Origin of the sequence: Xenorhabdus budapestensis (genome assembly GCF_002632465.1) — a bacterium.
GTDB lineage: Bacteria > Pseudomonadota > Gammaproteobacteria > Enterobacterales > Enterobacteriaceae > Xenorhabdus > Xenorhabdus budapestensis.
This window is the reverse complement of the sequence record NZ_NIBS01000001.1, coordinates 195483-218798: the sequence shown is the minus strand read 5'-3', so window position 1 is coordinate 218798 and position 23316 is coordinate 195483. Positions and strand designations below refer to the sequence as shown.

Below are 23316 nucleotides of genomic sequence, written 5' to 3'. Positions count from 1 at the left end.
ACTTAACTCCACTCACCAATATAATAAGTTATGCAAATTAGCAATGAGTATTTACTAACACCCATTGCTACTAATATAAATTAAAAAATTTCATTAGAGCTTCATAATAAAAGCCAAAATATAATACGGTACAGTGACGTTGTTATTATGGCTATGTTTACTACTGGTCAGGTCGATATAATGAGAATGTGCTTTTCCTTTACCACTTTCAAATGTATATGGCCTGTACCTAGTTATACTTGGATCCCGACCAGAGCTTCCACCGTTAACCCAGTCACGCATACTGTTATCATTTGTGGAATCATTGTGACACATAGTTGACAAATTTAGGACTTCACCTTGTTCATGTTTGTGTGGACCATTTTCATCAGCGGTTAATCCATGCCCATCTGTTCTTCCTGATATACGAACACTTTGGCTTTCTGATGTGAACGTAAATTCCTTATTGTTCTCATTGCCGGAAAACGTATTTGAAGATTTACCATGTGTATTTTGTATTGTACCTCCCATAATAAATCTATCGATAAGATTAGGTGTTCCCTTAGAACCATCACACAATGCCCATCCTACTGGAATATCTTTTCCAGAAAACATCACAATCATGCCTTTTGGCAATACAGTGTTAGGATCGATAGCAACGCGATCAGCATCTATCTTAATACCATTACCAGGTTTAACATAAATTCCTGAAGAACCATTACCAATACCACCATCCGTGCGGATATTTACATCCAAACCTTCACCACCAACTTTAACTCCCCAACCGATAGCAACTTTTATTCCTGAGCCATCAACTTTAATAGTTGAATCAGCCGAATTTACTGTTAATGCACCATCTGAACTAAACTTCATCCCATTGCCAGGTTTTATGGCGATACCATTACTATCAACAACCAAACCTTTATTAGCAGCCAGTTTCACTGCAACATCGTTAGCATTAACTGTAATACCATTTCCATGACCAACACATATTCCATTAGTTTTATTAATCAAACCACTGCCTAGATCGATAGATAAAATATCTTTCTCTAATATTAATGGGGAAAAATCCTGGCTATCAATAGTGCCCATTTTTAAATTAAGCGTACCGTCATCGCCCAGCTTTAACCCTACTCCCGGGCCATTTTGTTCTGGTGCCTGACCACAAGCTTTACGCCCAACATCGGCAATATCAATTAATTGATTGAAATCGGTTTGTAAGGGAATACTGCCTTCTTTAAACTTATCTTTTAATTTATCAATATCAGGTCCAACACCTTTTGAGTCAGACAATGTTTGTTGCTCTTGTATTTTTGCAGAATAACGAATTTCTTTCATGGTTAACTCCATAAAATATTTTTAATTTAAAGTTTTGGTTAGTAGCTAATTGTTTTTTATTCTTTCTCTTGCGGAATATAGAATAATTCGTTCTGTTTTATTCTATTGGTATTCCATTGATCACCATTCTTACCGATAACTTCCTCTCTCTGATGTGGTGTGGCAACACGCATTGTCCCTATTCCTTTAAAAGCAGAAGGTAATTTACCCAGTGTCAAACTTTCCAGAATCGAATAGGCAGCATCCCCTAATGGCGTGCCATTATTTTGCCAACGTTGGTAAGTATTGCCGAAGTTTAAAAATGGTTCCCAATCCATCCAGTGAATAATCATGGAAATGTGGGCAGGGAATTCGGTAAGAATGGTTTCCTTAACCCATTCTTCTAATTGATATGGATCAACTTTGTGCTCACGCGATTTAATTAAATCACTATTTACCACAACACTAATCACAAATGAGAAACGATCCGTATTTTCATATTCTTTACCCGAAAAATGCCAACTGTACCACCAGGCTTCTTCTGGGGCAGGGAATGCTAATGTAGAATGTTTCTGACGCTCAATAACCAAGGTTCCCTTGATACGATCAAAGCTGACAACTTTTGCATATAATTTTTCTGATTCATTAGAAGATTCTTGCTCCAAACCAACTCCCCCCAACTCTTTTGTCAAGGTAATTTCATTACCTACAGCAATCATAGCCGGAAATGGAGTTTGTGCTGTGCGGGTCAGGCGCCGCTGGTTTTCAGGCAAGGATTGATCACTATCATAGGCCAGGCGGTAGTTCATATCTTCCATCCATACCGGGCTATTTTGCCAGACGAGCTTTTTCCCTTTGGCGGCAGTCATTACCCGTTCCAGATTGTATTCCAGTTGAGTACTGTTGCCCACGTCCAGCCAAAACTGATCCCCTTCGGTTTTGGTGATCATTTGACTACGCACAGTAAATCGGTTTTCGTTCTGTTCGCCTTCATAGAGAATTAAATCAATCACCTGTCCCTGTATCAGTTTTCCATCAATACCGATTTGCTTAATCACCAAATAATGTTGATCAGTTTGATTTTCCCTTTCTGCTGTCACTGAATCTGGCTTCTGCTCTTCATCAAACTGGCTGTTGGGTTTGACTGGCAGCAATGCCCGGTGCTCCACCAGATAAAAAGGCAGTTTGCTCAGGTCAGGCTTTGGCTTAAATAATTCCCCGCCTAACCCCATGCGGGCAGCAATGCGCTTTTGTAGCGACGAAACTTGATCAATCCGAATATTGGCACGGTGATAAGTTAATGTCGGTTGTTGAGCCAGATAGCCTTGTTGCACAGCGCGAAAATCACTGATGTTGGTGGTAAATGTACGTGGTGCTCGCTGAGTGCCAAAGTATCCGAGCAGATAATTGACGATATCCAATTCGTGATCGCTATCGTGCGCAATCTCTTTTAGTAATTCCTTTAATTTGTGAGCGTAATTTTGGTGGGCATCATCACTGACAGAGCCTAGCTTAAACGGCCATTGATCGCCCCAAACTTCGCATCCTTCACGCTTAAAAGCCAATAATTTGGGCAGCATGGCAATTTGCTGACAGCCGCAAGCCAGCAATTGTTCAAATGGCAGCATAAATTGATGAAGTGACAACAGGCGTTGGGAATGTTCACTTTCAGATAAGGGTTGCTGTAACTCATAGCAGGCAGGCAACGTATCGCTGACGGGATAATAGTGCTCCACATCGCGATGCTTACCATAAGGTAATACCACGGGTTTATTATGAATCAAGGAGGGATTGGATAAACTGTCCCGAATTTGTTGTTCACTCACCGTGACGCTGATGCCGCCTTTGGCGATCACCTTTAGTGGACCATCATGTTGCGCCAATTGATGGATTGGATCTTTACCCCACAAGCGAGGGTAGCCGCCTTCTTTAATTGACCATGACCAGCTATCCCCTTTAATCGGCTCAATCAGAGTCTTATCAAAACTTTCATCCAGACGAAGGCGATTTACATTCTGAATACCCTTAATCTCAAGCAGTTTATTGACCAGCCGGCTAAGATTGAGGATGAGCCGTTTGGTATAGTCACGGGATATCGGCAATTCAGGGATCCAGCCATGTTTTAATTTTGGCCCCTCAAAGATTTCATCATTGTGCATCCCGTCATTTTGTAGTGTTTCGGTGCTGAAACGCTGTGCCTCAGGCATCAGATACTGTTCTGCTGTGCTATAAACGGCAGCAAAAATACCAGCGACATCTTGCACATCGTCATCCAGTTCAATCTCCAGTAATAGCGGAAAATCAACCGGATTTGTCCAGATAATCTGACTGACCGATTCACCAATATTGCGGTTCTTGGTCAAAAAATCGGTTAACTGTTGGATGGCAGTAGCCAAATTTTCCTGACTATAGCGGGTCGGTTCCAGATAAAGACAATAATTCCCCCGCAACGTAAACTTTTTCGCCTCTTTACGCTCGACAAAGCTATATTCCCTTTTGGTGGAATCATACCAATAGGTATAGCGTTGCGTTGCCGGTTCACGGACTAATTGCACGTTACGGAACAGAAAATCCCCTTTATTCTGTTCTGATTTTGTCCAGTCACTACTATGCAGATCCAGTAATGCTTTGCGGTAATCATCAGTGGTGATTGGTCCACAAGTCAGTATATTGTGGGGGCCAAATTCAGCGGGAAAAATTCCGTCTTGCTGTTTCTGCCCATTGGGGGCAGGGGTCAATAAGTCTGTTAAGGGAAGAGTATGGCGGTAAGACAAATCTGACACACCGTAGCTGAGTCCTTCCAGAAAAGTAACGCCGGGATCGTGTTCCGCCGTATCACTCCACAGTTTTCCGGCCTGTTGCTCAACCATTTGATGAGCCTGTTCCAGCAAGGTATCAAAGTGAATATCGTTTTTCACTTTGCGAAACAGTACATCTTTATCACTCATAGTTAATTTCCTCGGTATTGCAGCTTGTCTTCTGCTTCCCAGACTAAAATCAGCACTTCATTATCTTTGGCTTCCACTGATACGGTGATATCACTGTCTTTAGCCGCATCTGACCGACGCAGTGTTAGACAAGTAACTCGCGCAACCAGCGGCTGTTGCTGAATGGTCGCCAGTAACTGGTAATAATTAATGCTGTTATTCAACATAACAGGGCGTCGCTCATCGACGCTCCAGGGCATATATGTCTCACTAATTTGCTGTCGTAGCTGGCGATAACCAAAATCTTCGTTAACGTCTGGCTTAAAAATCACCTGGTAATTGATTATTACCTTAACGTATTGAGGATTGCTGATCTCAATCTCAGCCCAGGGAGAGCCTTTTTGCTGTAACCACTCTGCCATTTCTTGCAGGCGTGCCGGGTTTAGCACCGGACGCAAAGGGTCATCACTGTCGTTGTATCGATTGGCGGGAATGATCGTCAGTTGCTGTTTCTTCAGTGCGGGGACTCGCGTGAGCTCATCATTGCTGGGGTACTTAACATCAAAGATACTGACATAACGCTCTTTTAACAGTGTCGCCATATTGCCCCAAGTTAAGGCCCGGTTACGGTGGGACAGATGTTGGGCTCCCCGTTCAAAAAAGGCGCTGTAGGATTCCGGTACACGTCCATTCCACGACGGCCAAGGCTGATTGATCGAAGCCACCACAACCATGGGTTCAACAGGGCGTTGAATAGTGTCTGCCAGTAATGGCGTTAAGAAATGGCTGTCACTGATGCTATTGACGTTCACCAATGTTGCTGTCATGGCGTTATAGATCAAGCCGTATAACCAAGGTTTTTTTCCCCATGAACCTTCGTGTGTGGGTATTACCACGACGGCTTTTAACCAATGGCGCCCTGTTGGCATCCGGGTAGACTGAGCGGAAGCATCCGCAGGCAGAACAACTTGCCAGATGCCATCTTGATACAGGTGTTGGGTTTCATCATTGACCCACGCATCCAATGTTGCCCATTGATTCTTATTATTCAGGTAATACCAAGAAACCTTTTTAGGTTGCTGCGGCGATTTTAATTTCCAATACAGCGATAAGGTTTGCCCCGGCTCGACGTCGGTGATACCAAGGTATAACGTGGGGTTCTCTTCCAACGGCTCAATTTCAGGGCTATAACCAAAGGGGGTTAAGTGATATGTCTTGAATGAAACTTTGTCTATAGTTGTTTCTTGCACCTTTAGTGCGGTTACTGTAGGCAATGTCTGACTGTCTTTTCCCTGTAGTCTGAGCACCGGCTTACTGAAAACAAGATTATCCAACCCCTCCGGGGCACTGATTGCTGGCTCTTTATCTGAAAGCGTTAGTATGACCTCTGTTCCCTTTCCCTCAGCAATCAAGATTAGCCACTGGTTTCCACTACTGATTTGAGCCACCAGATTTTGGCTATCAATATCTTTATCAAAGGTAACAGTTATCTTTCTTATCCCTTCTTCCATCGCCAGTTGTGCAGAAGTCATTAATACGCCACCCAATACAGATTTATCCGTATCAGTTTCACTGAATAACCGAATTCCATCAGATGGCAATGATAATTGTGCTTGTGAATCCCAAGGAGTCGCGGTAATCCATTGTTGTTGTTCTTTTTGACGGAGCCAGCGCAAGTCACTGATATAGCCACGATTCGCCAGCAGACTGGTGTCCAACGCATATTGCAAGGCATTGCCTTGTTCATCTTGCCCTGCTTCAAATAAAGTGCCTTTAGTGAGTAGTTGTTCTGTTACTGTGGTATTCAGTTCTACAGATAAGGCGACTTGATCCGGTTGTGCCGGACGGGGAGATAACCCCAAAAGTGCCCGGTAATAGAGATTGCGATGCGCCGCCGGTAAGGCATTAAATAAAGATATTGGTGTTTCCAGTAATCGTAATACCACTAACAGAAAAGCTTGATGAGGTAATAATTCCCCATTGGCTTCGATTTTCCCCTGATATAATTCGGCAAGTTTCTCCGGCGTATTATCCGCCATAAAGAAAAAATCATTCCAATGCTTATCGGTTTGATTAAAGGGAATTATTTTAGTGTACTCCTCAATATATTGGAGTAATTGCAAACTGGTTCGATTATCTAATTTAAAATCGCTCATCGGCACCAAGTCTGACAATTTTTTATTTAACTCAGTCAATTCCATAATATCACCTGTTTGGCACAGCGATTCCTCTGTGAATAAGTGATTATTCACACCATTTAATTTCTATTTGATTCAGCCAATGCCTTAATTTACGGTGGCAAAGTTTTGTTGCGTGATAAAACTGCCTTTGCCTGATGAGGGGCTTGGGTAATTTGGGTCAGGTTGAGGTGGATTCACAGTATTATTTATGGCTGGTGATTGAGGCGTAAACACGGTTGTAAATTTTTGCCCTTTGATAATTAAGGCGGCACCACTGGTACAGTGAAGGGCTTGCTGACTGCTATCTAACGCCGTGATAGTAATGGTGCCATTTCCCGGCGTCATATGGGTTGTTGTGGTATAAGTTGCAGAAACAGTAACCCGTTTCTCATCACCCAAAATGCAGACTTTTTTGCCGTTTACCTGAGCATGCCCTGTACCTTTGATTTTAACCAGACCGGGAATGTTCAACTTTCGACTGCCAAATTGAGGCTCAAACTGTAGCGTGTCACCGTCAACTACAATGAGTTCACTCATATTACCTCCATCCTCCGGTCTTCACTCAGCGCCAGTGTTCCTTGAATTTTCTGATTGATATCACTTCCCCGCAGGCGATACATAATCTGAATTTGCAAGGTACTCTTATTATTTGGTGACTGACGAACCTGGATATCGGTAATATCTGCCCGTGATTCATAACGTAATACGCTGTCATGAATATGGGACTCAATTTCAGCAAACAGTTCGTTACGGATATTTTCAAACATAAAATCATTTAATCCGCAACCATAATTTTCACGCATCAGGCGTTCCCCCGGCTCAGTTTTGAACAGAATGTGCAAACTTTGGCGCACATCTGCTGCTCCTTCAGCCATTTCCACCCCCTTTTCAAGGGAAAACGCGGGAGGAAAAGCCCAACCACGACCATAGAGTTGTGTCAGTATTTGGTTTTCCATTGTTCACCTTTCACTGGGTAAGATTAATTTTGCCACCCTTGATCTCAACACTGTTTTTGCCAGACAGATTGAGCGATTTATCCATTTGGGCATTCATGGTTTGTGCTTTCAGCGTTAATTCTTTTTTCGTTGACAAGGAAATATCTTTATCCTGCTGGAGTTCTATTTGGTTTTCTCCTGCATTCATTTGGATTATTTTCTTTTTGCCATCAATCCTGATTTGTTGTTGAGTTTCTCCTTTTTTCACCACCAGCACTTTTTCTTGATTATCCTGGGTAGGTTCTAAAGGTGCTTTATTTTTCGGGTTGTGCATTGCGCCCAGAATCACCGGATAACGTGGGTCATTTTCAAAAAAGCCAACAATCACTTCGTCGCCGGGCTCTGGATAAAAACAGAAACCGCTTTCGTGGCTGGCGTAAGGTTTCCCCAATCTGGCCCATAAGAATTCATTCGGACGATTCAATACTGGCAGAATAATTGGAATGCGGTTCAGGGCTGCTTTGTCTTGCTGATATTTCGCGACTATTGCAATGTGGAGTTCGGTGGCATCGGGTAGCATCGGCAGGTGTTCCTGTTGTAGGCCAATGCTCAAAGTGGTTTCCCAGTCAATTCGTCGGTTAAAACGATGACGAACCGCAGTAATGCTTGCAGTTCCATCCAATTGTGCACCGAATCCGGTCAATTGAATGTTGTCCCCTAACTGATAACGTCCATTACCTTTAAGCAAGAACTCGCCTGTAACACCAGAGATACGCTGATTCAGCAACAGCCCCTGTGCCAAATAGCCACTTTCCTGAGTAGTTAACGGGCTGCTATAGCGAATGTCCCAACTTGTTTTATTTAAAGATGCCAGCCTGTCAGGGGAGAGAGCCGCTTTACCCACGGCAACACTGCTGTGGCGACCGCCTGATAATTCCTGTTGTTTGCTGATATCCCAACCACTGACTTCCAGCGAAGCAGGGTTAAGATGGTTATCAAACTGCCAATTGGCATCTTTGACGATGATATCTTTTTTCTCATCCCCGCGACTTTTCAGGGTATGGATTGGGTTAGATTTCAGGGATTCAGGCTGGACAAGCTGAACGCCTTCTGTCGTTGGCAACAACCACACGCCGGTTGCCGATAGACGGCACAACAGAAAACGCCAGTCTGAACAACGAAATTGCACCATTTGCTCATGTTTTTGATCTAATGCGGCTATCTGTTCAAAATGCGCCTTGATACCCGCCTGATTCAATAAGGTGTTCAGAATGTTTTTTTCGTTACTGGCCTTAAACAGTTGTGAGTGCTGAGTATCAACCATTAGCTGCAACCGATGTCTGATGACCAAAGTAAGCAATAATTGCTTGTTTTTGATCTTCAACGTGTTACGGGTAATCAGGCCATTGAACAGTACCGATTTCCTGCCACCATCAATTACTTTCAGACGCAAGGTTTTCCCTGCCTGACAATGAGCCAGTTCTGCTTGTACATCTGCTTGACTAAAAGCGGAAAGCGGCCTGTCCGGCAAGCTGAGTTTCAGCGTTGCACAAGGGATGCTGTTAACACGGTAATAGGTATCTACATCAACGGCGGCCAACAGTGACAGAACCTTGCCATCTGCAATGATTTTCAGTTGATGGCTCATCAGGTGTCTCCTCTGGTGGCCTGCAATATCTCACCCGGAGCAAATCCGTTAAGATTATCCAGGCCGTTTTGCCAAGCCAGCGTCAGATAATCGACACCACCAGACAGCGTTGAGGCTGTGCTGGCCGCCATCAGAGACAGTGAAACACCATCCTGTACCCGTAAGGCGATTTTCGCCGGTGATTTCAGGTTTTGCTCTGTCTCCTGTAAGACCAGACTTTCATCCGCCACCAATGCCAGGATGACCCGCGCCCGCAAAGGGGTAGCATCACGATCAAATAAGGTGTAATTGACCGATAAGCCTTTTACTCTGCCGGCAAAATAGCCGCGGTTTTCCCAACGCATTTTCCCCCATTTAATTTGCAGGAATCGCGTTTCATTACTGGTGGCATCTACGCTGCACAATTGCTTAAGCTGCATTAGCTGAGCTTCAACGGGAGTTTTGTTACCCGGCATTGTGGCGTCAAAAATCAACTCAAGGGATAAGCCTGCGGGCTTGGCCTGTACATAAATGCTGCTCTGTTTTTCGCTATTAATCGCCTGGGATTGTTGGTAATCCGTTTGGTAATCCAGTTGCAGGGAATCGGGGTTATATATAGCCTGAATGGTGCCTGCCCGTATTTTTCCTTCCCTGTCTTTATAAGCGTTAATGGTCAGCTTCGCTAAACCACGTTCTATTAAACTCATGGACGCCACCCTTCCTCATCGCGTAATGCCGCCAACACTTCGCGTTTAATTTTCTCAACCCAAATTGCTTCATCCAGACTTTCCTGCATCAAAGAATGGCCTTGTTGAACTGATCCAGTCGCTTGTGTTGGTAATATTGGTGCTGATGAAACCACTTTTGCCTGAATAATTAACTCTCTGATTTCTACTGTCATACTTTGACTCCCAACCAGCACATATCCTGATAGCGAAGCTCAAGGGTATTCACCAAGATGGCGTTACTGTTCGCATCAAAGTCGCTGGTTTGCCAGCGTACCGGTAAGGCGTTGCTCAACGTCCAACTGGATAAAGGCAGTGAATTTTCGTTTAACAGCATAATCACCACATCCGCATAAGCGATTTTCTCACCGCGCAATACCCGATCAAACATCCAGGTCAAAGGAGAAACGGTCATCACACCGCGCTCCAGTGTTAATGTGCCGTGTTGGATCTTCTCGGCCAGATAGTTATTGCGGGCATTCTCGCCGCCTTGACTGTGTTGAGTGATTTGAAGTTCACGGCTCAGACCAGAAATGTGTTGGAAACGGATATCCAGCGGATCAGGAATGCCATTAAAAATAAAACTCGCCATAAAGCGGTGGGATACCACAGGGGTGTAATAATCTTTCATTGTGCTCTTTCCTTCTAAGACAAAAGCGCTCCCGTTTGGGTATCAAACACTAAACTGATTTCGATAAATTCAGCGGGAGACAAAACGGCCAAGGCGACTTTCATGATCATTTTCCCGGCACGGATATCCTCTTCAGTCATCGTTTCATTTACGCCTAACAACACAGTAAATGCCTCATCTTCCCGTGAACCGTACAAGCCGCCCTGTAACCACAGTTGCCGTAACCAGTTATAGCTTTGCCCCTTGCATTTCATCCACGTCAGTTCGTTATTGGGTTCAAAGACGTACATACGGGCTAATTGCGTCAAATGAACGGTAACATGAGAAACCAGACGTCGCGTTTGCAGGTAGCGCCACGGCGAGCTGTCCCTGTTTTCCAGTGTGCGGCATCCCCATACACGTATACCTTTGCCGGGGAAAGTGCGGATCACATTGAGTGAAGTGCCGTTGGCGTTAAATAGTGCACTCCCTTGAAGATAAGACTTAGCCGGACGAATAACTTGGGATAAGGCAATATTGGCTGGTGCTTTCCACACGCCGACTTCACTATCTGTGTGCTGGATAACTGCCGCAATGGCTGCGGTGGGAGAGAGCACGATATTTTGCGGGCTGGATATATCCTGATAAATGGTTTCCAGCCGAGGCCAATAAGCGGCTCCCCATTGGCGATACTCTGACGAGAGACCTTCCAGACATTGCCGGGCCTGTTTAACCTCATCCGGCGCATCCAGCAGCACAAAAAGATTGGCGCGGATCTGACTCAATTGCAGCAATGTCATCCAACCTTCAGACCACAAATTAACTAAAGTGTGTTGGTCATCAATCACACTGTCATTCAGTCGAGTGATATCCGGCGCCAAAATCAGGGTAATCTGCGTTTCACCACCAATAGCTTCTGCTACCGCATCAGAGCTTAATGCTGTCATCAGTGCTCCAGCTTCCGCTTGGGTTATGTTTGCTGAGGGCATCTTTCCTTGCAGCGGTAAGACAAAAGCCTGTTGCCCGCCATTATCGAAATAGTGCCTGACCGCCCACGCCATCAAATGATTGTCGCCAAATAGCCGGGTATATTCCGCCAGATTATCGATACGAACCGCAGTTTTTGCTTGTTGTGAATTGTGGGATGTATAGCCAATAAATACCGGTACTGCACTAGGTATCTCTTGCTGACCTGTAGTGATGATACTCTCTGTTAAGGTTACTCCCGGTTGAATTCTTTCCATCATCATCTCCTTTAATTGAGTGAGATAGGCACTGCTAATACAGTGCCTGATGTTTAGTCACGGAGATTACTGAGCAACATCCTGCGTAAATTGCAGAACGATAAATTCAGCCGGTCGTACTGCGGCCAGACCTACTTTCATAATCATTTTGCCTTGTTTGATATCAGCATCAGACATGGTGATACCCTGACCAATATGGACAAAATAAGCTTCTTCCGGCCGATCCCCCATCAGGGCATTTTTTTGCCAGAGGGCATAAAGATATTGGTCAACGGCAACTCTGGCACGCATCCAGGTCGGTTGATTATTGGTTTCAAATAATACGGCTCGCAGTGCCTGGCGGATATCGCGTTCAACAGAATTGAACAAACGACGGACAGGAATGTAGCGCCAGTGGGTATCGTTGATGTCGGTACAAGTACGGGCTCCCCAAACTATCAGACCACGATCAGTAAATGAACGGATGACATTAATGCCCTTGTTATTCATCTCGCCTTGTCGTTCGTCATCGACTTTATCCGTCAATCCTTTGATACCTGTAAGTGCAACGTTGGCTGGCGCTTTCCAGACACCACGCTGGTTATCTGTTTTACAATAAATTCCTGCAATAACAGCACTTGGAGGAATGGTGAGGTTACGTTGCTGTTCCTGTTGCAATCTGGTATCAATTTTTTGTGCTAGCGTTTTATCTTTTTTCCTGAATTCATCCAGATTTTTCAGTTTATCTTTGCCTGATTCATCCTGATACCCACTGATAGTAACGTCCTTATCGTCAGGTAAGGCAGATAATTTCAAGTTTGTTTCCAACAGAGGATAATAAGTGGCAACCTTAGCGCCATTGCCTACACCAGGTGTCGATTCACCATTGTGGCTATCTGCAATCAGAAAATAGCCCACTTTGTCATCATCCAACAGTGGGCTGACTGCACCATAGACTTTACTTTTATAATCCTGATCCTGTTCTGGACAAACCAACAAAGTGATATCCCCTTTTTGTTCTATCACTTCGGGAATGGAGGACAGAGCCAAATCGTCACTAACATTGTTTAATGGGTAGATATAACAAGCTCCACCCCCATTTTGAAAATAGAGCCTCAAAGCTTCTACGGCTTGAGATAGATTGACTTCCTCAATATTGTGAATCCATTTTTTGGGTTCTTCTTCGGCTGCCGGGAGAGATTGAATTTTGGGATTTTCTTGGGTTTCAGTCTCTTTATTTTCGACTTTTTCTTTTTTGGTCTCTTCTTTTTTTGTTGCACCATCAGAAGAAGCTTCAAGACTAGAGTGGATGACAATTTCTGTCACTGGCGCCAAAGAAAAAGCGGAAGTAAATTCAAGCCAATTGCTGATACGAATACAGGCTTGGGTTGACATCTCAGGTTTTCGGGTAAATTTACCAATAAAAACAGGCACGGCAGTTGGACTGTTACTCACAGACAATGCAAGGGATGCATCTTCTTCAATATAAACACCGGGCACTTTTAAATTAGCTGGCATAATAATTCCTCATCAATGTGATTAACGCTGTTCTACATCTTGCGTAAACTGGAGGATGATAAATTCCGCAGGTCGAACAGCAGCCAGACCAATTTTTACTATCATCTGTCCTTGATTAATCTGTTCTGGCGTCATTGTGATCCCCTTGCCAATCTGCACGAAATAAGCCTCTTCTTCCTTGCTGCCAGCCAATCCCCCTTGTTGCCACAAGCCATGAAGATAGTTGCTGATCGCCGCCCTGACACGTTCCCAAGTTGGCTGGCTGTTAGGTTCAAACATGGCAAAGCTCATGGCACGCTTAACATCTCGCTCAACGGTATTAAACAGGCGACGTACAGGGACATAGCGCCAGTTGTCATCGTCTTGCAGTGTTCTTGCTCCCCAGACGGTAGCGCCGGTATTGCTGAAATTTCGAATCATATTGATGGCACGACCAGAGTTATATACGCCCTGAACTTCATCCGTGACCAGAAATGCAGGTTCCAGCCCCCCTTTCAATGCGATATTGGCGGGAGCTTTCCACACTCCACGGGATAGATCGACGGAGGCGTAAACTCCGGCTATAACAGCACTCGGTGGAATGGTCGTCTCAGCCCAATCAGCTTTCAGCCACGGGTAGTAAACTGCGGCGAACGCTGTGGCGTCATATTTGTTCTTAACTATTTCCGCATTCGCGATAGTCAACGCTTCTTCAGGGCCATCAAAAATGGCAAATAACCCTTTTCCTGGTTGGCATAAAGTTGCTACTGCTGTTTTAATATCTTCACCCGCAGCAACCAGCAAAGTGACATCATCTAAAGTTGGAATAAATTTTTCTAATCTCTGAGTTTTGATGAGGTAGCAGTAGCCTCCGCCATTGATAAAATACGCACGCAGAGAAACTGACAATTTATCCTCATTGTCAAAGTTGACCACCAGATTAAGATAATCCATCCAGGAATTAATTCGGAGTGCAGTATCTTCATTAAGATATTTATTTTCTTTGTTCACTGCAAAAACAGGAACGGCGGTGGCGCTATTAGATACAGATAGCGCCAGGCTATTTAATTCTTCAATATAAACGCCAGGATAACTGGTATCGGTTGTCATAAGAAATACCCTTATACGAAATGATTAACTATCAATGCTTCAGATAGCCTGCATAGTTACGCGATCGGCTGTCAGGGTAATTTCCTGAACGGCTATGTCATTGCTAGTGGCATCAAAGGAAGGAGAAGTCAGTGAGGTAGGAAAAGCATTAGCAACATTCCAGGTCATTAATAACTCAGTGCCTGCGTCATTGGTTAAGCTAATGGTAATATCTTTTTTCTCGACCTGATTAAGTTGGATAGAATTAATCCAGTCAAATAATTCAGTTTTGCCAGGAAAAACACCTTTACGCAGGGTAATATTAATAGGTTGACGCTGACCCGGCATTTTGAACCAATTACCCACGCCATCACGGTATTCAATGGTTTCATAATTAATATCAAGTCCTGAAACACTGTTAAATGGAATTTGCTCATTGCCAACGGAAACAAGGAAACGATAAGAGGGAATTGGATATTCAACTGAAATTTTAGATGTGCTTATAGACATAATAGCCTCTTTTTAAAATAAAAATAGTTATGATTAATCTCTTTGAAATAGGATGTAAGACTATATATTTGGAGAAAGCTACCGCCACAAAATGACAAGGAATATCATTTTGGAAATTTTTTGGGGCTATATCATGCTTACATCGATATTTATGATCGATACCTAAATAGATATTTATATCAATGATCATCGTGCCGAAAAATCTATAATGAGTATATTGCCAATAATGCAATTTGCTTTTTATGCAATTTGATTTATGTAATAAAAAATATTTTTGTTAATTGTTAATTTATAATGTTTAACATATGTTAAAAATAATATAATGAATAAAATATTGACAGTAAAAATAGAGTTAAGTGAAAAACTGCTATTATTAAGGTTATTCGGAAAGAGGTTATATGAAATGGAAAATACAGATGTGATTTCAAAAACCGGGCCTGAATTGGTATCTGCTCAAAGAACTATTTTTAAGATAACAATTCATTAAGCAGAGACACATAAATAAAATAGCAAACAAGTTATACAAGGCGCTGAGGTTCTGATTCATTCAGTGCAGTCAACGATAATTTCACCGGAACAGATTTAGAAGTTGGTGTACCAGTACCATTACCAATACTATCCATCGGCACTAACGGATTAGCTTCCGGGTAATAAGCCGCAAGGTTACCGCGAGGAATAATATAAGGAACGAGTTTAAAGCCATGCACTTTACGCTCAATACCGTCATGCCATATTGTCTCGATATCAACCATATCCCCTGCTTGGTATCCCAATTGAGCAATATCTTCGGGGTTCATAAACAAGACTTCCCGCTGGCCATAAACGCCACGATAACGGTCATCCAAACCATAGATGGTAGTGTTGTATTGATCATGCGAGCGTAAAGTCTGCAAAGCAAAAGGAACTTCAGCTCCGTCGATTTGTGGGAACAGTGTTTTCGGTAGTGGTGCGTGGCTAAACTGGGCTTTTTTACTCGGTGTTGGAAAACGCAGTTCTGCCGCAGCATTGCCAAGATAGAAACCACCCGGATGTTCACATTTTTTATTAAAGTCAGCAAATCCGGGAATAGTTGCCGCAATATGATCACGGATTTTGTTGTAATCTCCGGCTAATTCCAGCCAGTTAATTGTTGAGGTATTGCCCAAAACCGCATCGGCAATGCCTGCAATAATGGCAGTTTCAGAACGTTGAGTATCAAATAGTGGTTTATTCACCCCCTCGGAAGCATGTACCATACTGAAAGAATCTTCTACCGTCACAAACTGTGCACCACTGAGCTGGATATCCTGCTCAGTACGTCCCAATGCAGGCAGGATCAGAGCATCTTTTTTACCAGTAACAAGATGGCTTCGATTTAATTTTGTACTGATATGAACTGTCAAGTCGCAATGCCGAAGCGCTTCTTCTGCACGTGGGCTATCAGGCGCAGCAGCGGCGAGGTTTCCGCCTAAAGCGATCAACACTTTCACTTCATCACGCAACATAGCATCCAGCGCTTCCACGACATTATGACCATGGGTGCGAGGCGGTTCAAAACCAAAATGGTTTGCCAAACTATCAAGGAAATTTGGGGAAGGTTGTTCATTAATCCCCATTGTCCGGTTTCCCTGTACGTTGCTGTGACCACGAACCGGGCATACACCTGCACCGGGTTTGCCCAATTGGCCAAACAGCAATTGCAGGTTTGTAATTTCACGAACGGTATCCAGAGAATGTTTGTGCTGGGTGATCCCCATCGCCCAGGTACAAATAACCCGTTCAGCGTTCTGATAAATATCAGCAGCCTCGCGTAATTGTGCCTGTGTTAAGCCTGATTGTTCCTCAATAAACGACCACTCAGTAGCAGCAACTTCCTGCAAATAAGCATCCACACCTTCGGTGTAGGTCGAAATAAAATCTTGATCAAAAATACCTGCTTCTCCGGCATTCGTAAGTGTGTTATGGGTTTCCAAAAGTGCTTTGACCATACCCCGCACAGCCGCCATATCTCCACCCAGTTTAGGTTGATAGTAGCGATGGCTAATATTACCCGCCATTGGCGTGACCACTTCGAGTGGTTTTTGTGGATCAGCAAAACGTTCTAAGCCACGTTCGCGCAATGTATTAAAGGTGACAATTCTGGCGCCGTGCTCAGCAGCATGCCGTAAACTATGCAGCATTCGTGGATGGTTTGTACCGGGGTTTTGACCAAATACAAAGATGGCATCAGCGTGATCAAAATCATTCAGACGAATAGTTCCCTTACCAACTCCCAGGCTCTTCAGCAATCCATAACCACTTGCTTCATGGCACATGTTCGAACAATCCGGGAAATTATTGGTTCCCAATACCCGGCCAAATAATTGATATAACCACGAAGCTTCATTACTGGCTCGACCGGAGGTATACAGTTCCAACTGATTGGGGTTATCCATTGTCTTAATGTGTTTGGCGATAAGAGAAAAAGCCTGCTTCCAACTAATTGGTTCGTAGTGATCCGTTTTATGGTTATAATGCATCGGTTCAACGACTCGTCCTTGATATTCCAGAAAATAATCACTTTGTTGGTAGAGTTTATTAACGCTGTATTTGGCGAAAAATTCGTTGTCTACATAGCGACGGGTCGCTTCCCAGGTAACCGCTTTAGCCCCGTTTTCACAGAAACTGAAAAGACTTTTGTTATCATCTCCCCACGCACATCCCGGGCAATCAAAGCCTTTGGGTTTGTTCATGCGCATCAGGTTAACCATGTTTTTTAATGCTTGTTTACTATCAAAGACAAAGCGTGTTGTTGCCTCCAATGAACCCCAACCTCCCGCAGCAGCGCGATAAGGTTCTATTTTTGTTTTGAATTTCATAACAATCTCGATTTTTTAACATGGTGGTCAAAAAATTGGCCACGGATTGGCAGATGAATCAGAAACGACGAACTGATTTATTGTGATATTTATTCCGTTCTTATACAACGAGAAAACCGAATTGTCCCCCTATTGATAGTACTAATTGAAATTTAATAGAGATCACAACATCCAATAGAGCAAGCAGATTGGTGAAAATAAATACAATAAATAATAAGACGTTATCAAAGCAAGGTATTGCTTATTTTTAATTCATAACTGAGCGTTTTTTATGCTTTGAGCGGGAGGTACAAGTGTAATTTTTCTGTACACAAGTGATCTTCTCACGGTGCAAGTGATTCTGAGATTGCACTCAACAAACGGAAAAATTTACTAGGGGGGTGTATTACTTTTATTGATTCTACGAGCTTATACGTTTGCCATAACATCCGCATTCCCCCGTCATAAAGTCTTTGAAGGTGTAGAAAAACGAGGAAAAACCTCAATAGGATGGTTTTACAGTTTCAAGTTACACTCTTAAGAAAATGTGGGTGAAATATTGGAGTGTGATTATGGAAATTACCAAAAAATAAAGACGGTAAAATAATAACTAATTATTTTGATGGCTATAGAGGCCCTAAATTTTTATTTCCCTTGAGGAACCTATGAAGCCTAGTTAATTCTAGGCTTCTGCTATTTTAGCATTCCAAAATTATCAACTCTAATCATACAATCCTTCCCTTTTTTCTATACCTTGGCATAGTTTTTAATCGAACTAGAATGTTGGCAGCGTCAGACATATCCCTTTCCGTTGTATTAATTCAACACATAACATATTATTTCGATTTAGGATCAAACAATGTTAATGCTCAAAAAATTAACCCAAGAGTATGGCAAATTACACACCAAAGGAAAATCTTAGAGTGTCATTTCACCTCCTATACTGCAAAATTAAACATGGACAGGATATCCCTTATTTATATCATATAAAATAATATCGTGGTGTAATATGTACTATCGTGATGAAATTGGTTGTTTGTTTTTAGATAAAAAAGATAAATTAGATTATTTCAGTCAGCAAAATGCCTTTATTAAAAATAAAGTCACTGCCCTTACTGTTTATAATAAAATGACCCAAAAAACACCATTATGGTTACGTCTGTCTTTTACTATAAGAGATAAAATCTCAAGTCTTGCAGGCGTTAAAAAAATTCACGGATTCTCTGGTGGGCACTTAAAAGAAACACTGCATAACGGAAGCCATATTGATTTTTTTAAAATTGTACGTATTAGTGATAATGAAATGTGTCTCTTGTCGAAAGATGTACACTTAACGGTTTTGATATCCCTGAACGTTTTCTCTGATGACAATCATGTAAACGGTTCCACAGCAACGGTGACAGCATCTGTAATTACCCATAGTTTTTTTGGGAAAATGTATATGATACCGGTATCTCTCACACACGGCATTATTGTGAAGAGTATGCTCTCTAAGGTTAAGTTCCCATAAAAACTTAATGACATATACAGGAAATATCTAAATAGGGAAACATTATCAACACAGTTTTCCACCGACTATGACGTTTTCCCCACAACAAACTCAACAACCACCGACTTTAGTCGGTGGTTGATTTCACAAGCAACTATGATATGTCCATTACGCAGGATGAAATACCAAACCTTATATGACAAAATAGATGCATGTCCCTGATTCCCTAATATCTGGAGGAGGAATACCCTAAGCGGTATTCACAGCACAACATGACCCAAGACCATTCACGACACGATCATCAATTACAAGTAGAAGCCATTAAATGTGGCACAGTTATCGACCACATTCCGGCCCATGTTGGTTTTAAGTTATTGTCACTATTCAAACTCACAGAAACCGACCAACGCATTACTATTGGTCTAAATTTACCTTCCAATCAATTGGGTAAGAAAGATCTAATCAAAATTGAAAATACATTCCTGACAGAACAACAGGCAAATCAACTCGCTATGTATGCGCCACATGCAACTGTGAATAATATTGAAAATTACGTTGTCGTGAAGAAAATGCCAATCAACCTACCAGAGCAGATTGACGGTATCCTTGTATGCCCGAACGGTAACTGTATCAGTCATAATGAACCAGTAGAAAGCAGTTTCCGCGTCATGGAAGCCGCTAACGATGTTGTCGTCTGTTGCAAATACTGCGAAAAAGAGTTTGATCGTCAGGCTGTCATCAGCAACGATTAAAATCCCGCAGTTGATGCCGGGCAGAGGGGCACTATAATGTTGGCCTCACAAAAATTTTCTATTCTGACGTTAAACAGGAGTTTCTAATGTCACATTCCATTCATACCGACAATGCACCAGCCGCAATCGGCCCTTATGTTCAGGGCGTTGATCTAGGCAGCATGGTTATTACTTCCGGTCAGATCCCTGTAGATCCGAAAACGGGTGACGTTTCTGAAGATATCACGGCACAAACCCGCCAATCACTGGAAAACGTCAAGGCTATTATTGAACAGTCTGGCCTGAAAGTAGCGAATATCGTAAAAACTACAGTGTTTGTTAAAGATCTGAATGATTTTGCTACAGTGAATGCAGCCTATGAAGCATTCTTTACTGAACATAACGCGCCTTTTCCCGCTCGTTCATGTGTTGAAGTTGCTCGTCTGCCAAAAGATGTGAAAATCGAAATCGAAGCGATCGCAGTCCGCAGCTAATTCATAGCTCCATCAACCCTGATAACTCAATATCAGGGTTGGTATTCTCTCCTTTTGCCCCCCACTTCTCCTCAGAATAATTTCCCTTTTCTTTGTCTTAGATCAACTTATTGAATGGTATATTGGATAGAAAAACCCATATATTGTGCTTAAATATAAATAAATAACTATATATAGTGATTATACACAAGATTATCCACACCAAGCTAAAAACTGACCATCATGCAGTTTTAGTTTGTGGATAACATATTGAGGAACCCTATTGTGAAAACGGTTGTGATGCAGCACAGTGACCATACAGTTAATGTTGGGGAAAAAGCTCTCCACAAATGGCATGATCGACTAGATCAGGAAATCCGCGGCCTGATCGAACAGAGTGATCTGCCTTTACTCAATGAAAATGCCAATAAAGACGCTAAAGTGATCCCCACTCAGCGTGATTTACTGGCAGGGATCGTCGCCAGACAGTATGCCAAACAACATATGTTGCCGGGTGATGTTGTTCTGGCACATGAAAAAGGAGAAATTCACTATCATGATCTGGATTATGCCCCATTCTTCCCAATGTTTAACTGTATGTTAGTTGACTTACAGGGCATGCTGACCAAGGGTTTTAAGATGGGAAATGCCGAGATTGAACCGCCAAAATCGATCTCCACAGCGACTGCCATTACAGCCCAAATTATTGCACAGGTCGCCAGCCATATTTATGGCGGTACAACCATCGACCGTATTGATGAAGTGCTCGCTCCATTCGTTAAGGCCAGCTATAACAAACATTTGATCATCGCAAAAGAGTGGCATATTACGGATCACACAGCCTATGCTGAAGCCCGCACCGAAAAAGAGTGTTACGATGCTTTCCAATCTTTGGAGTATGAAGTGAACACGCTGCACACCGCCAACGGACAAACACCGTTTGTGACATTCGGTTTTGGACTGGGGACATCAAATGAATCCCGTTTGATTCAAACGGCTATTTTACGTAACCGCATTGCAGGCTTAGGCAAAAATCACAAAACCGCCGTATTCCCAAAACTGGTTTTTGCCATTCGTGACGGGCTGAATCATAAATTTGGAGATCCCAACTATGACATCAAATTATTGGCTCTGGAATGTGCCAGCAAGCGCATGTATCCAGATATTCTTAATTATGATCAAGTGGTTAAAGTAACCGGATCATTTAAAACGCCAATGGGTTGCCGTAGCTTTCTCGGTGTTTATGAAGAGAAGGGTCAACAAATTCATGCAGGGCGCAATAATCTGGGGGTAATAAGTCTGAATCTTCCCCGTATCGCGATTGAAGCCAAAGGCAATGAAATGCGTTTTTGGCAGCTACTGGAGCAGCGCCTGTTGGTTGTCAGACAAGCATTAATGACCCGAATTGAACGTCTTGAAAACACCAAAGCACGGGTTGCCCCTATCCTCTATATGGAAGGCGCTTGTGGAATAAGGTTGAAAGAGGATGACAATATTGCCGAAATTTTCAAACATGGGCGGGCTTCTATTTCATTAGGGTATATTGGTATCAATGAAACAATTAATGCGTTATACGGTGATCACATTCATCTATTTGACGATGAACAACGTCGCCAAAAAGCAATCGCTATCGTCAAGCGGTTACGCAAAGCGGTTGATACCTGGAAACAGGAAACCGGATATGGATTCAGTTTATACAGTACGCCAAGTGAAAGTTTATGTGACCGTTTCTGTCGCCTTGATGCCGCTGAATTTGGCGTGATCCAGGGAGTCACGGACAAAGGTTATTACACCAACAGTTTTCATCTGGATGTAGAGAAAAAAGTCAATCCCTACGATAAGCTGGACTTTGAAGCACCTTATCCCCCATTAGCGAATGGTGGTTTTATCTGCTATGGCGAATATCCCAATCTGCAACATAATGTGAAGGCATTGGAAGATGTATGGGACTACAGTTATTCCCGTGTCCCTTACTATGGAACCAATACTCCAATTGATGAATGCTATCAATGCGGTTTTACCGGAGAATTTTCCTGTATCAGCAAAGGGTTCATCTGTCCTCGTTGTGGTAATCATGATCCAGCGCATGTTTCTGTGATCCGACGGGTTTGTGGATATCTTGGCAGCCCTGATGCCCGTCCGTTTAACGCAGGTAAACAGGAAGAGGTGAAACGTCGCATCAAACATCTCAGTAACGAGCGAATTGGCTAATACTATGAATTACCATCAATATTATCCGGTTGATGTGGTGAATGGCCCCGGAACCCGCTGTACCCTGTTTGTGGCTGGCTGTTCCCATCAATGTCGTGGTTGTTATAACCAAAGTACATGGCGGACTAACTCAGGTTATCCGTTCACGCAGGCTGTTGAAGATCAGATCATTACTGACTTGAAAGATCTTCGCATCAAACGGAAAGGGTTATCATTGTCTGGCGGCGACCCTCTTCATCCCTCCAATACACCCGATATTCTCAAACTGGTCAAACGGATAAAGAGAGAGTGCCCGAATAAAGATATCTGGCTATGGACAGGTTATGTACTCCACGAGTTAAGCGGTCTCCAACAAGAAATTGTCAGTTATATTCATGTGTTAGTTGACGGGAAATTTGAACAGGCGTTGCACGACCCGGCGTTAATCTGGCGAGGCAGTAGTAATCAGGTTATTCACTATTTACGATAATTAATTATGATACTGATATTAACGCTGCCAATGTAATTTTTTGCCAAAGCCAAGGGTGTTGTCCACCATTTTGATCTCATTCAGGTTCAATTGCCAAATAGGCGATTTTGCTGTTATCGCTATAGGAAAGCGGTGGCAGTAACTTGCTTTGGCAACTGTTTCATCCCTACCTGTCAATGGGACGACTTCACCACGAAACTGAATGCCTCTGATCTGGGAAACATTGTGAGTTTGTCCGGCAATAGTACCTGCAACTACGGCGTTTTCCTGCATCATTTTACCGTGGCGGGTATCAGGTTCAGTCATAAACCAAAGTGTCATTTTATCGACATCAAAGGCATAGAAACAATTTGCGCACCATAGATCCTGATTTGAAGAAGTACAAATTGTGAAGACATGTTGCTCGGCAAGGTATTGGCAGATTATTAAGATATCTTTATTCAATTCCATCTAATTCCATACTGTTATATTTGCTCATCTCAATCAGAACACATAGCTGGATCAATGT

The 23316-nt window shown here is 42.9% G+C and carries 20 protein-coding genes and 1 pseudogene; 6 read left to right on the top strand and 15 right to left on the bottom strand.

Going from position 1 to position 23316, the window contains the following annotated elements; all coding sequences use genetic code 11:
- Nucleotides 1-93: 93 nt before the first annotated feature.
- The 14 genes from Xbud_RS01080 to Xbud_RS01015 form a co-directional block, all read right to left on the bottom strand.
- Complete coding sequence (locus tag Xbud_RS01080) at nt 94-1317, bottom strand: tail fiber protein (protein WP_099134326.1); 1224 nt, start codon at nt 1315-1317, stop codon at nt 94-96.
- Nucleotides 1318-1373: 56 nt separating this feature from the next.
- Nucleotides 1374-4244, bottom strand: coding sequence for a hypothetical protein (locus Xbud_RS01075; RefSeq protein ID WP_099134325.1), 2871 nt, complete (start codon nt 4242-4244; stop codon nt 1374-1376).
- Nucleotides 4245-4246: 2 nt separating this feature from the next.
- Entirely contained in the window at nt 4247-6424 is a 2178-nt protein-coding gene (locus tag Xbud_RS01070; protein WP_099134324.1) for a baseplate J/gp47 family protein, read from the bottom strand.
- Between the two features lie 84 nt (nt 6425-6508).
- The gene (locus tag Xbud_RS01065) at nt 6509-6940 is read right to left on the bottom strand and encodes a hypothetical protein (protein ID WP_099134323.1); all 432 of its coding nucleotides are present in this window, start codon (nt 6938-6940) and stop codon (nt 6509-6511) included.
- Nucleotides 6937-7359, bottom strand: a complete 423-nt coding sequence (locus Xbud_RS01060; RefSeq protein ID WP_099134322.1) for a GPW/gp25 family protein — start codon at nt 7357-7359, stop codon at nt 6937-6939. The genes Xbud_RS01065 and Xbud_RS01060 overlap by 4 nt, the downstream gene beginning before the upstream one ends.
- Before the next feature lie 10 nt (nt 7360-7369).
- A complete protein-coding gene (locus Xbud_RS01055; RefSeq protein WP_099134321.1) occupies nt 7370-8986 on the bottom strand; it encodes a phage baseplate assembly protein V in 1617 nt (538 codons plus the stop codon).
- On the bottom strand, nt 8986-9672 hold the full coding sequence (locus Xbud_RS01050; protein ID WP_099134320.1) for a CIS tube protein: 687 nt from the start codon (nt 9670-9672) through the stop codon (nt 8986-8988). Before Xbud_RS01050 ends, Xbud_RS01055 begins: the two co-directional genes overlap by 1 nt.
- Nucleotides 9669-9866 carry a DUF5908 family protein gene (locus tag Xbud_RS01045; protein WP_099134319.1) on the bottom strand — a complete coding sequence of 66 codons (198 nt, stop codon included), beginning with the start codon at nt 9864-9866 and terminating at the stop codon, nt 9669-9671. The genes Xbud_RS01050 and Xbud_RS01045 overlap by 4 nt, the downstream gene beginning before the upstream one ends.
- Nucleotides 9863-10321, bottom strand: a complete 459-nt coding sequence (locus tag Xbud_RS01040; RefSeq protein ID WP_099134318.1) for a phage tail protein — start codon at nt 10319-10321, stop codon at nt 9863-9865. Before Xbud_RS01040 ends, Xbud_RS01045 begins: the two co-directional genes overlap by 4 nt.
- 14 nt (nt 10322-10335) lie before the next feature.
- A complete protein-coding gene (locus tag Xbud_RS01035; RefSeq protein WP_169923003.1) occupies nt 10336-11544 on the bottom strand; it encodes a phage tail sheath family protein in 1209 nt (402 codons plus the stop codon).
- Nucleotides 11545-11610: 66 nt separating this feature from the next.
- Nucleotides 11611-13041: a phage tail sheath family protein gene (locus tag Xbud_RS01030; protein WP_099134316.1), complete on the bottom strand. Its 1431-nt coding sequence runs from the start codon at nt 13039-13041 to the stop codon at nt 11611-11613.
- Nucleotides 13042-13062: 21 nt separating this feature from the next.
- The gene (locus Xbud_RS01025; RefSeq protein WP_099134315.1) at nt 13063-14130 is read right to left on the bottom strand and encodes a phage tail sheath family protein; all 1068 of its coding nucleotides are present in this window, start codon (nt 14128-14130) and stop codon (nt 13063-13065) included.
- A 39-nt stretch (nt 14131-14169) separates the two neighbouring features.
- Nucleotides 14170-14619 carry a phage tail protein gene (locus tag Xbud_RS01020; RefSeq protein ID WP_099134314.1) on the bottom strand — a complete coding sequence of 150 codons (450 nt, stop codon included), beginning with the start codon at nt 14617-14619 and terminating at the stop codon, nt 14170-14172.
- A 518-nt stretch (nt 14620-15137) separates the two neighbouring features.
- Complete coding sequence (locus Xbud_RS01015) at nt 15138-17456, bottom strand: FdhF/YdeP family oxidoreductase (protein ID WP_099134313.1); 2319 nt, start codon at nt 17454-17456, stop codon at nt 15138-15140.
- 384 nt (nt 17457-17840) lie between these two features.
- Here Xbud_RS01015 and Xbud_RS01010 point away from each other — a divergent pair.
- The 6 genes and pseudogenes from Xbud_RS01010 to nrdG form a co-directional block, all read left to right on the top strand.
- Nucleotides 17841-17970, top strand: a pseudogene (locus Xbud_RS01010) (transposase); the annotation flags it as partial.
- Between the two features lie 474 nt (nt 17971-18444).
- Nucleotides 18445-18945 carry a DUF2867 domain-containing protein gene (locus Xbud_RS01005; protein WP_099134312.1) on the top strand — a complete coding sequence of 167 codons (501 nt, stop codon included), beginning with the start codon at nt 18445-18447 and terminating at the stop codon, nt 18943-18945.
- Between the two features lie 251 nt (nt 18946-19196).
- Nucleotides 19197-19676 carry an aspartate carbamoyltransferase regulatory subunit gene (pyrI, locus tag Xbud_RS01000; RefSeq protein WP_099134311.1) on the top strand — a complete coding sequence of 160 codons (480 nt, stop codon included), beginning with the start codon at nt 19197-19199 and terminating at the stop codon, nt 19674-19676.
- Between the two features lie 86 nt (nt 19677-19762).
- Nucleotides 19763-20149 (top strand): 2-iminobutanoate/2-iminopropanoate deaminase, encoded by a 387-nt coding sequence (gene ridA, locus Xbud_RS00995; protein ID WP_038261552.1) that lies wholly within the window; start codon nt 19763-19765, stop codon nt 20147-20149.
- 279 nt (nt 20150-20428) lie between these two features.
- Nucleotides 20429-22339 carry an anaerobic ribonucleoside-triphosphate reductase gene (gene nrdD / locus Xbud_RS00990; protein WP_099134602.1) on the top strand — a complete coding sequence of 637 codons (1911 nt, stop codon included), beginning with the start codon at nt 20429-20431 and terminating at the stop codon, nt 22337-22339.
- 4 nt (nt 22340-22343) lie between these two features.
- On the top strand, nt 22344-22808 hold the full coding sequence (nrdG, locus tag Xbud_RS00985; RefSeq protein WP_099134310.1) for an anaerobic ribonucleoside-triphosphate reductase-activating protein: 465 nt from the start codon (nt 22344-22346) through the stop codon (nt 22806-22808).
- 18 nt (nt 22809-22826) lie between these two features.
- Here the strand turns inward: nrdG and Xbud_RS00980 are convergent, their stop codons facing one another.
- Nucleotides 22827-23258: a YhbP family protein gene (locus Xbud_RS00980; protein WP_099134309.1), complete on the bottom strand. Its 432-nt coding sequence runs from the start codon at nt 23256-23258 to the stop codon at nt 22827-22829.
- Between the last annotated feature and the right edge of the window lie 58 nt (nt 23259-23316).